General features: G+C 42.9%; 6 protein-coding genes. 4 read left to right on the top strand and 2 right to left on the bottom strand.

The window, feature by feature from the left end:
* Window positions 1-679: 679 nt before the first annotated feature.
* The 3 genes from IM479_RS23035 (at window position 680) to IM479_RS10405 (ending at window position 7,355) form a co-directional block, all read left to right on the top strand.
* Window positions 680-4,729: a S8 family serine peptidase gene (locus IM479_RS23035; RefSeq protein ID WP_287687413.1), complete on the top strand. Its 4,050-nt coding sequence runs from the start codon at window positions 680-682 to the stop codon at window positions 4,727-4,729.
* Window positions 4,730-5,110: 381 nt separating this feature from the next.
* Complete coding sequence (locus IM479_RS10410) at window positions 5,111-7,084, top strand: ATP-dependent nuclease (RefSeq protein WP_287687411.1); 1,974 nt, start codon at window positions 5,111-5,113, stop codon at window positions 7,082-7,084.
* Window positions 7,085-7,175: 91 nt separating this feature from the next.
* Window positions 7,176-7,355: a DUF1156 domain-containing protein gene (locus IM479_RS10405; RefSeq protein ID WP_286825071.1), complete on the top strand. Its 180-nt coding sequence runs from the start codon at window positions 7,176-7,178 to the stop codon at window positions 7,353-7,355.
* A gap of 84 nt (window positions 7,356-7,439) precedes the next feature.
* On the opposite strand, the gene IM479_RS10400 is transcribed toward IM479_RS10405, so the two are convergent.
* Both IM479_RS10400 and IM479_RS10395 read right to left on the bottom strand, forming a co-directional pair.
* The gene (locus IM479_RS10400) at window positions 7,440-9,080 is read right to left on the bottom strand and encodes a DUF6930 domain-containing protein (RefSeq protein WP_286825066.1); all 1,641 of its coding nucleotides are present in this window, start codon (window positions 9,078-9,080) and stop codon (window positions 7,440-7,442) included.
* Between the two features lie 75 nt (window positions 9,081-9,155).
* Window positions 9,156-11,234, bottom strand: a complete 2,079-nt coding sequence (locus IM479_RS10395; RefSeq protein ID WP_287687409.1) for a caspase family protein — start codon at window positions 11,232-11,234, stop codon at window positions 9,156-9,158.
* A 91-nt stretch (window positions 11,235-11,325) separates the two neighbouring features.
* On the opposite strand from IM479_RS10395, the gene IM479_RS10390 reads away from it, so the two are divergent.
* Window positions 11,326-11,407 (top strand): helix-turn-helix domain-containing protein (locus IM479_RS10390; protein WP_287699358.1); only part of this gene is annotated, 82 nt, incomplete at its 3' end.

Genomic DNA, 11,407 nt, shown 5'->3' with positions numbered 1-11,407 from the left:
CCCCGGCGACTGTTCGAGTTTTGTCAGGGAGATTATGGTGGTGACCCTTGCTACGAAGCGGTCTTTTCCGACCAAGGTTGGGACGGTCTACCACCTCTCTCAATATACAAGGTTGGGTTGAAGCATGAAACCCAACGCCCACATGGGTTAGCGGTAGCGTAACCCATCCTACAAATAATTGTGCTGTTCTTTTTTTGGTTGTCAAGATGGTAAGCCGTTTTAATGGCTATTTTGTTACATTTCTTAACTAAATAGTCATTGATCAGGATTTACATAGAAAAATGGTTCTTCGGTTTGTGTTATGCAATGGAGGGGGGTTATAAAGGATAAAACCCTTACATAGAAAGACATTGCTGCGATTTTTGCCAATTGTTTTCTATCTAGAACGAGCTAATCAATTGAGTCTCTTGCCAGATAAGGATTTAGTCGATTTATGCCCCCTGATCGAATCATACCAAGTAACGAATATCCAGAAAAATCAAGCAATATTAAATACATAATAGTCCGATATTTAAATCCGATGTTAAAAATTATTTCCTCAAAAATTTATTTCCGCAAAAACTATCTACAATACTACACAGCCATGACTTTCATGAATCCAGGCGATCGCTAGTACCCGTCTCATAAGTCTTGAGCGATCAAATGTAAATGCAAACAAATAGTTGATGGAAAGGATGTTATGACTAATCTTCTTCAGACCACTCTCAACAAGACCTATAACCAACTGAAAAACTTTGCTGGTTTAAATGACTTCTGGAATTTGTTCGAAATAGCATTTGGTACACAATATGACCATACAGTAGCCACAAATCTCCGTTCTCAATGGCTTGTAGGTGATTTTAGTTCCTTTCCGCAAATTGAAGTTCTGGATAGTAGCATTCTTGGTAACGCTAGTGGTGCTTATGGGACTAGCACGAATAAGATTTATCTCGCTGCTAATTTTCTTGATACAGCTACGGATACAGACATTATTGCGGTTTTATTAGAAGAATACGGGCATTTTATTGATGCTCATATCAATCAGACGGATAGCGCTGGTGATGAGGGAGACATTTTTTCTAACTTAGTGCGTGGTAATATTCTCAGTGCCGGGACATTACAGGCTTTGAAGGTAGAGAATGATCACGCGACGATTACATTAGATGGGCAGAGTATTCAGGTAGAGCAGAATCTAACTCCAACAACCCCCAGCCTCACCTTTGTCCCCAACCAAGTCATCATCAAACTATCAAGAGATATTTCAGCAGCAGATATTAAAAATTTACAAACAGAATTAGGAGCGAAAGTCGCGGGAACCATTCCCAAATTAGATATTCAATTGTGGCAGATAGCCACCACTCTTAGCGTCGAAGAAACAGTTAAACGCTACAGTCAAGATCTGCGTGTTCAATTTATCGAACCCAACTATAACGATAATAAACTGGCTGTACCTTTAATCCCCAACGATCCCAGTTTTCCACTTCTGTGGGGACTTAATAATACAGGACAAACGGGGGGTACACCCAATGCCGATATTGATGCACCAGAAGCATGGGGTGCTTTACAAGGTTGGGGCTGGTTTCCTAATACTGGTAATGCTGTTGTGGGTGTCATTGATACAGGTGTGGATTACACCCATCCAGATTTAATAAATAACATTTGGACTAACCCCGGAGAAATTCCTGGGAATTTCCTTGATGATGATGGTAATGGTTATATTGATGATGTTCACGGCTGGGACTTTTTCAACAATGATAATAATCCTATGGACGGTCACGGACATGGGACTCATGTGGCTGGAACTATTGGCGCTGAGGGGAACAATGGTATAGGGGTAACTGGGGTAAACTGGAAGGTCAAAATCATGCCTATTCAGATATTCAGTTCCAGTGGTGCGGCAGCTTCCAACTTTGCGATCGCTCAAGCCATACAATATGCAACAGCTAATGGAGCAGATCTAACTAATAATAGTTGGGGTGGTGGAGGATTTTCTACGGCTATTTACACCGCCATTCAAGCCGGACGACTATTTGTAGCGGCGGCGGGTAATTATGCACAGAATAACGATATCTCCCCATTTTATCCCGCCACCTATAACCTCAATAACATTATTTCTGTACAAGCAACAGACCACAACGACAATCTGGCTGGGTTCTCAAACTATGGCGCAACTACTGTAGATTTGGCAGCACCAGGGGTAAATATCTACAGCACCTTACCAGTAGGTGGTTCTTTGATGGGAAGTAACTACGGTTATTCCAGCGGGACATCTATGGCTGCTCCCCATGTCGCAGGGGCAGCAGCTTTAATGGTAGCAACCAGACGGGACAGAGGTTTACCCGATCTGACTCCTGTGCAATTGAGACAGTATGTTCTCAACGGTGTAGATGTAATTCCTGGTCTAAGTGGGACAAATGACACAAGCGGTCGCCTCAATTTACATAGCGGAGTCAATCAAAGCGGTATCGGTTGGGGTGACGTACACATGGTGACATTTGACAAAAAATATTATGACTTCCAAGCCTCTGGGGAATTTATTTTTGTTGAATCGGAACGAGAAGGCGATGATTGGGTAGTGCAGACTCGTCAAAAGCCTTGGATATATAACACTTCCGTAGCAGTTAATACCGCCTTTGCCACATTGGTGGATGGTAACAGAGTAGTTTTTGACCTTGATTTTGCTAATAGAATTCAAATTAATGGCATCAATGCCACCTTAGCAGATGGTCAATCTCTCAGCATTGGCAACAGTATCATCCAGCGTAGTAGTAACCTCTATACTTTGACCTACGCAGGAGATGATGGTATTGTTGATTCTGCTGATGCTCAGGTGAAGGCGTTTGATAATGGTAATCACATCAATCTTGAAGTCTTGCGCTTCGGTAGTGTTCACGGACTTTTGGGTGACAGTGACGGCAATCCTAACAATGATTTTCAGCTAAGGGACGGGACTAAATTAAGCCCTAACCCATCTTGGGATGAAATACATGGAAAATTCGCTGATAGTTGGCGTGTGGGTTTGGATGAAAATCTGTTTAAAACCAATCCAATACCTGTCATTCCCGATCCTCCTCAATTCATCTCCCTGGCAACTTTAGCGCAACAAAATCCCCAAGGAGTAGCAAACGCTTTCGCAAAGGGACGGGAATTTGGTATTGCTGAAGGTGCTTTTTTAAATGGTGGGGTTTTCGATTTTGTGGTGACGGGGGATGAAGGCTTTCTTGAAGGAGCAAAGCAAATAGCGGACTTAGCACTTCAAAATGGAGACATTAAAATTCCACTTGGAAGCATCCAAGGCAGTAAATGGAACGATGCTAATGCTAATGGTATCTGGGAGGCAGGTGAACAAGCCCTAGCAGGTTGGACAATTTACATTGATAGCGTTACCAATGGACAATTAGATCCTTGGGAAATTTCCACAGTCACTAACGCTGATGGTCAATATACCTTCAGCAACTTAGGACCGGGAGAATATGCCATTCTGGAAGTGAATCAAACAGGCTGGATACAAACCTTCCCCACCACTCCCTATGCTCTAAACTTGAAAGCAGGGGAAAAATTGACTGGCATTAATTTTGGCAACTACTTTCAGTTACCCAAGATTAATCTTAGTCCCAACAGTCAGACGATTGTTGAAGGTTTGACCACGCCTCAAAACGCCTCCTACACCGCCACTCTTTCCCAAGCAAGCAGCCAAACCATCAGCGTTAACTATGCTACTGCTAACGGCACAGCAACTGCGGCATCGGATTACACGGCCACCATTGGAACTCTAACCTTTGCCCCTGGTGTTACCAGTCAAGTCATCAATATTCCCATTCTCAATGATTCTCTTAATGAGGCAGATGAGACCTTTACTTTAACTCTGTCTTCTCCCACCAATGCCACCTTGGGTACAACCACAACTGTAACTACAGCCATAACCGATACCCTCACGGCTGGGGTTACTACCGTCCTACCAGCGAATGTGGAAAACCTGACACTAACAGGAGCAGCAGCAATTAACGGTACTGGTAACGCGGGTAATAATGTCATTACTGGTAATACTGGTAATAACATCCTTAATGGTGGTGCTGGTGTTGATACCTTAATTGGCGGTTTAGGCAACGATACATACATTGTTGATACTGCAACTGATACTATTACCGAACTTGCCGGCGGTGGTACAGATACCATTCAATCTAGTGTTACTTACACTATTGCTGCCTTAAATAACGTGGAAAACCTGACACTGACAGGAACAGCCGCCATTAACGGTACTGGTAACGCAGGTAATAACGTGATCACGGGCAACACGGCCAATAACCTTCTCAACGGTGGTGGGGGCAATGATACCCTTAATGGTGGCTTGGGTGTGGATTCTCTCACTGGTGGTGTTGGAAACGATTTCTTCTGGCTCGACAACGTAGCGAACCGTGATCTGATCACCGACTTCTCTGTACCCGCTGACACGATTATTCTGGCGAACAGTCTTGACAGCACTTTAACCGGCCCCATTAATCCGGGGATCAAGGGTCTGAGCTTTGTTGGTGGTAATGTGCCCGGAAATGTCCTTAACGCTGCCGGGTTCTTCAAGGGAGCGGGGATCACCGGGGGAGCATTGGGAAACCTCTCCGGCATCTACGTCAACACTAGCAACGGCGACATCTGGTATAACGATTCCAACCTCGTCGGTAGTTACCTAATTGCCAATGTTGGGGCTACTGCCGCAGCTGGCATGACTAATGCTGACTTCGTTTACGGGGTGTAAGTCTCAGCTAGGCATCACAGGAAAACTATGCCATCTCCCCCGCTAACGGCGGGGGTTTTTTTGTCGGCATCCTCTTCGCTTTTTCAATCGAATTAATACGTTTTCTCCTAAGTATTGTTTCGCTCAAACCAACCTACGAGACTGCTCCCTAATTAGATTTAATTGGGCTAACCTACTTCCAAATTGTGTTAGCATCAGAGATAAGTATAAAACAGCCGAACGATTAAAGCGGGAATATTGGCTCTATAGGGTGTTTAACTGTGGGATGATGTCGGAAGTTTATGTCATTCGAGATGCGGTTACGCTAGGACGGCAAGCTGTTACAAGCATTGAACATTATCAGCTTGGACTAGAGGCAATTCTACGGCAGGATGAACGGGAATGAAGATCAGCAAAATTCAGATTAAAAATTTTAAGTCTTTTCAAGATGTTACCGTAGATCTAGATCCTGATTTTAATGTCTTTACTGGGGTTAATAATTCAGGAAAAACCAATTTGCTAGAGGCGATCGCCCTTTGGCATGAGTGCTTTAACTTCTTGTTATACCAAGCAATTCGTGCTAAACCTGAACGTTATCGAGCGGGGGATTATGTTTTTAAAGATACTCAGTATTTACTTTACACAGATATAAAAACGGTTCGTAGTTCTAATATTGATGACTTATTTTATCAGTGCGATAAAAGTCAAAAAATTGAATTAATTTTTATCTTTCAAGATATATCTTCTGAGCAAAGAGCAAACCCATTATTAAAGATTGGTTTTTCAATTACAAATTCCCATGGCAACAGCTACAAGCTAGAATTTTTAAATCGTCAAGATTTTGATTTTTTTCAGTTTAACCAAATATGTCATAATTTCCCTAAAGCAATTGCCTGTTCTTTCGCTTCTCCTGTTGCTACGATTAGAGCGGATGAGAGGTTTTTGACTACTCCACAAGTGCTAGAAGCAATTCAAAAACGAGAATCGGTTGAAGTCATTCGTAATCGTCTATACACTCTTCATAGTGATCAAGCAGACCCTCAATTGTATGAGACATTTAAGCGCGATTTGTCGTATATTCTCTTTGATAGCTCTAGTACACAAATCAGCTTTTTTACTTCCAGTGATTTTCGGGATGATGTCAAAGTTATTATTAATTACAAAATTGATAATCGTGATATAGAAAAAGATATTTCTTTACTGGGAAGTGGCACAATACAGATTATTGTAATTTTATTAAATTTATATTCTTTTGGGCAAAGAAATGATCTCAATTTGATTCTTTTTGATGAGCCTGATAGTCATATTCATCGTGACATACAGAGTCGGCTAATCAATACACTGCTTAGATTCTCTGAGACAACACAAATTTTTTTAACAACTCATAATGAAAGTTTAATTCGACAGGTTTCTTTACATCAATTATTTCATCTGGAAAATAGACCTCAATATAATTATAATGCTTTATCTCGACAAGAACTTTTCGTAGAGCCACGCTTTAAAGGAATTTATCCCTCTGCGCTAAATCCTATTATTAGTTCTTTAGGGAATAGCAATGGTTTAGATTTTATTAATGCAGTTGAAGCGGATAAAATCATTTTTGTCGAAGGTCAGGATGATGCAAAAGCAATTTATACGTTATTACAAAAGAATACTATTGGTATAAATACAAAAAAATATTCTTTCTGGGTGATGGGTGGATTCTCTGAAATTTTTAAGAATTTACCTAGTTATAAAAAGATCTTTCAGTTAATTAGAAATCAAGAAACGCTTTGGAGTAAGGCTTTTCTCGTCTTTGATCGTGATTTTATTGAAGATGATCACCGTGATAAGCTTATTGAAGCACTGGGTAGTCATGTTAAAATTCCAACGTATATCACTCCGTCTTATACTTTTGAGTCAATTTTATTAATGGATTTGATCAAGTTATCTCATCTACTAAAAAAATGGCTAGAAGCCAAAAAAGATGATATTAATGTTGATCGATCTGCTTTGGTACAATCCCTAGAGAATCATTATTTAACAATCATGCAAGAAAAGCTAAAGAGTCTTGATGATAAATATATTGATGAGACTTGCCATCGGTATGCCAACGTCAGGGAACAACTAAGTAAAAGGGATTTTTTGAATAACCAAAATCCTATTAAAGAAAATGATATTAGTCTAAATGATCTATTTAGGAGGTATTTAATAACCATCAATGACAATCGTGAATTTTATAAAATGGCTAATAAAAATGATGTTCAAGAAATTATTAATCAAGTGACCAAACCTCATAATATAGAGTTCAATATTGAGCAAGATTTTATTTCATTACTCAATCTTGTTGATCGCTCGACTTGGTTTAATGAGTGGGATTTTTTAACCAAATTGTAGAATTTTAACCATCATGACCTACCCTAAACGCCTGATCGAAGTTGACCTACCCATTAAGCGAATTTCTGCCCATGCGCGGCGGTAAAAATCGATTCGTCATGGGCATATTTCTACACTTCATATCTGGTGGGCAAGGCGACCACTGGCCGCGTGTCGGGCGGTAATTTGTGCGGCGTTGTGGCCGGATCTGGTGGATGAAAACTGCCCGCAAGAGTTTAGAGAAGATGCCGCCAAAATTATTACTGAATTTGCCAAGCAAACTGATTACTGATTACTGATTACTGATTACTGATTACTGATTACTGCTCACTGATTACTGATTACTGAAAAAAAGCTGCGCCGCTGCCCGTTCAAATTAACCGAAGTGAGGCATAAGAGTCAAAACTCCCAAGTCTAAATCTTTACTATTGATCGATGTTGCCTCATAGAGAGCCAACATATCGTTTAATTGGGGATTACCGCAGGAGGAACCGGTTACGCCCATGGCAATAATCAAACCACAATAACCCTCGGTATTTTTGATGCGTTTTTGCCAATTGCGGCGCGCGTTACGGTGGTCGGGATCATCTTCCTCGAATTCCCCAAATAGATAGAGATCACCATTAGCCATTTTCAGAATCCCCAGATCATAACGGGTATCTTCGAGGGGATCTTCGCCGGGGTTAAAACCAATAGCCGCCAAACCGCCAGCTTGTTCGATTTTTTCGATAATTTCCTTGGCTTTCGGTCGGGAGGTCTGGATCATCACCACGGGGAAACCCTCTCCTTTTGTCGGTACGGATTGGGGTTGATAATGGATTTTTGGACGACTGCGAATTTTATCTAATAATTGCCAGGGAACCATTCCCAGACTGAGATGTGCATTATCAGGAACTAAATCCTCCTTGAGTACGGATTCTTCCTCATCATCCTCATCCTCGTCGTCGTCCTCCTCCAAGAGTTGCATAAATTCCGCACATAGATCGGGCATCGTGGCCACCGTCACCGCCAAGGTTTCCCCTTTTGCCTGTTCGGGATCGAGGGGAATGCGAAAACGACGCTGTAATTCTCCGATCGGTTCTTCGGATAAAGCGGATTGATTGCCTTTAAAAAAGCGCAACAGAGCCATTAAAGCTAAATATACCGTGATTGCTTCTTCTTCATCTAAATAGGGGCGAATACCTTCGTAGGGATGCACGCTGCCGAAAACTGGATGGATTTGGGAGGGGGCAGCCGAGGCTAGATCGTAGTCATCCTCATCATCGTCCTCATCATCATCGGCCAATTCGTAGCTTAAAAACCAACAATCTTGGGAAAGAAAGGCTTTTTCTAATCTTTCCATCGATTTTTCTGCCAAAGCGGACTGCCGGAATTGTTTGAGGGATTCTAGGGAACGATAGAGAATGACTCCGTATTCCCGACCGAGCATTCCCATGACACAGGCGTAAAGATTCGGGAAATCGGGTCGATCGAGCTTAATTTCCAAAATATCGTAATCAGCTAAACAGGACCAGGGTTCAGCTTTCCAAATTTCGTGAGCGGTTTTCACTAAAGCGGACTGCCAAGCGGGAGGAATTGCCGGGGGGCGGTTATTTTGGAATTCGTCGAATCCACGAAAGAGATCATCGATCAGGGGCAAACTGGGGACATAATCGATGGTGATATCCAGATCTTGCAGTACCCCGCGCAGAAAAAACTGTGTTTCTCGATCGCGGACGATAATTTTTTTCGGTCTGGCTGGCCGGGCGGGACTTTGCGGTGTTTCGATGGCGCGGATTAAGGTTCTCACCATGGCCTCAGGCCCGGTTTCGGGGGAAACTACTTCCATAGCGCGTACACAGCCCTCGCTACCATCCACCCAGATCACGCACTCGCCGCCGCTTTCTTGATTTGGTTCTAAGGTGGCCCGGGGCATTCTCTCGGATAAGGATAAAGCACGACGATCTCCTTCCCAAACACTGGGAATTTGTGGGATTTTTTTGAGGCGGCTTTGAGTGGTCCGGGGCAGAAGATTCATCGGGAAATTTAGGGGTAGCTGTTTTAGGATTTTAACCTTTTCTTTTCAAGGATTCCATAAGAATTTTCTATCGATTTAGTCCATAACTTGATAAATAAACCGGAAACCTGACCAAGTTCCTAGATCAAAGGCGTATTCATCAATTACACTGCCAGAACTATCCATTTTTAGACCTAAATCTAATTTTAGATCGCGACCGAATGCTCTGGCTATTTCTAGGGGGTTGGTCAGGGTGAGCAGTTGGGTGGCTTCTCCTTTGACGTTTTGAGTAGCATTAAGGATTGTAAAGGTTTTTGGGAAAGGATGGCGACTGAGGATCAGTAGATTTTCTCTGATGCCCTTGGGTTGACTAATTTTCCAATGCCCTTGGCGGTCATTGGGGATGGTGGCCTTGGTTTTGGCCGCCACGACAAAGGGGGCCAATGGGCTGGAATTGGTGAAATTATCGGGGGTTTCTGAACAGGAACAGTATAAAAGCGGTTGGCGATCGCTGTTGAGGACAAGGATCAGTGCGTAGAGGGGTTGTTCTTCTTGATTCTCAATTTGATAGCGAATTTCTGTCCCGACGGGCAGAATTAAGTCATTGTTAGCGTTATCGTTGGCCTTGCTATTATTGACGGCTTTTTTCGTTTGCAGACGGGAGATATAGATTTTATCAATGCTTTCGAGGGTGACAATGACGGCTAAACCGGAGGATTCTTGATTGATCAACAAGTGCCACAATTTGCAGGCCAGCAGGGTTTCTAGTTGCGATTGCAGTCGTTTGATTCCCGATTTAATTGCTTCGTTGACCGCCCCTAAACTACCGATAATTAGGGAGCCATTGGGAGATAATAACTGATAATTGCCAGTTTCTTCGCTACCAACTCGACTTAAGAGACAATCTACCGCTTGTTCGCCAATGTTAACCACGGCGGCCACATCGGGCAAACTGGCAAAGGTACTGGTGGCATCTACCCGTTCAATCCGGGTTAAGTTATTATCCAAACCGACGATTAAGCCGATTTGACTCGGAAAAACCCGCAATTTTTCCTCTAGAATCTGTCCTATTTCTAGGGAGGCGGTTGGTGATAATAACTGGGCTTTGGCTTTTAAACCCTGACGGGCGAGAATTTGTAGGCTGATTTCCTCCCCAGTCGCCTCAATAAAGCTCAAACAGGAGTTAATTCCGTAATTTTCTAGGATTTCTAAGGGCAGGCCGACCAGATTGACTTCTAGGGTGCGCTCGTCAATAAGATTTGTAACAATTGCTGCCCCACCCCTTGACTTTTCTGGCTTTGTATGATAAAGCGCCGCAGAATTATTTTTTTGATTACTGGTTAGGATTGCCGGTTGCTGTTGTTCACTGCTGTGACTAGCGACGAGATTGCGGAGACGGGGAAAAGCGATCGCGATTGTCGGACTGGGGGAAACTTGCCAGAGATACTGAGTGAGATCATAGGTAAATAAGCCAGCATTGGGGCTATTACCGCTCAATTCCAGGGCGATTTGCTCTGGTTTAGCGGCAGCGAGAATAACGCCGTTACTAGGCTTATTTTTGAGGTTAAAACGGGTTTTAATATCGGCAGCGAAAGTTAACTCGGCGGGGTTAAGGTCACTAATGGCTCTAGAATAGGAGCGAACGCGGAGATTACCGAGATAGGGACGATTTTGGGGAAGATGACTACTATCAAAAATCAAGCTAAACTTATCCGTAGCTAGACAGCGAGCCAAAAGCAAAATATTTTCCTTAATTAGAGCATTTTCTGCCCCATCAGCAGCAATAAAAACCTCTTTTCGGGCCCCAACACTGCCATAACCGCTAAAGTGAAAAATTACCACATCCCCCGTTTTAGCTTGGGCGATCAGGTGTTCTAAAAAAGCCAATTCGATCGCTTCTCGACTGGCTTTTTGTCCCGTTAAAGTCACTATATCAGCATCCTGAAAGCCAAAACGATAACGGAGAAGGTCTTTTTGTAACTCCACATCGGTAAGACAACCGGGCAGCGGCGGAATATTCGCCCCATACTGGTCAATACCGACTAAAAGAGCCAATTTTCGGGGATTAGGGGCGGCGAGAACAGCCAAATGACGGTTAACTGTCCCTTGACTAATCGCCAAAGTCAGCAACCCCCAACCTGTCTGCTGGATCAATTCTCGCCTAGTTATGTTCATCGAAAATTTTGGGTCTGAAACCCCGTCGTAGAACGACGGCTTTACCGTTAAATACTAGCGCATTTACCAAATATATGCTAAAATGTGAGACATGGAAAAAGCATATTCTTACCGATTTTACCCCACACCAGAACAAGAGTCGCTATTGCGGCGCACCTTGGGCTGTGTAAGAT

Source organism: Microcystis sp. M165S2 (assembly GCF_020245885.1).
Classification (GTDB): Bacteria; Cyanobacteriota; Cyanobacteriia; order Cyanobacteriales; family Microcystaceae; genus Microcystis.
Note: the sequence above shows the minus strand (reverse complement) of the source record. Positions and strands in the feature narration are given on the sequence as shown.

What these genes read in the sequence shown, in the direction of transcription:
- IM479_RS23035 (WP_287687413.1), top strand. Translation starts at nt 680, where the DNA reads ATGACTAATCTTCTTCAGACCACTCTCAACAAGACCTATAACCAACTG.
- IM479_RS10395 (WP_287687409.1), bottom strand. Translation starts at nt 11,234, where the DNA reads ATGAACATAACTAGGCGAGAATTGATCCAGCAGACAGGTTGGGGGTTG.
- IM479_RS10410 (WP_287687411.1), top strand. Translation starts at nt 5,111, where the DNA reads ATGAAGATCAGCAAAATTCAGATTAAAAATTTTAAGTCTTTTCAAGAT.
- IM479_RS10400 (WP_286825066.1), bottom strand. Translation starts at nt 9,080, where the DNA reads ATGAATCTTCTGCCCCGGACCACTCAAAGCCGCCTCAAAAAAATCCCA.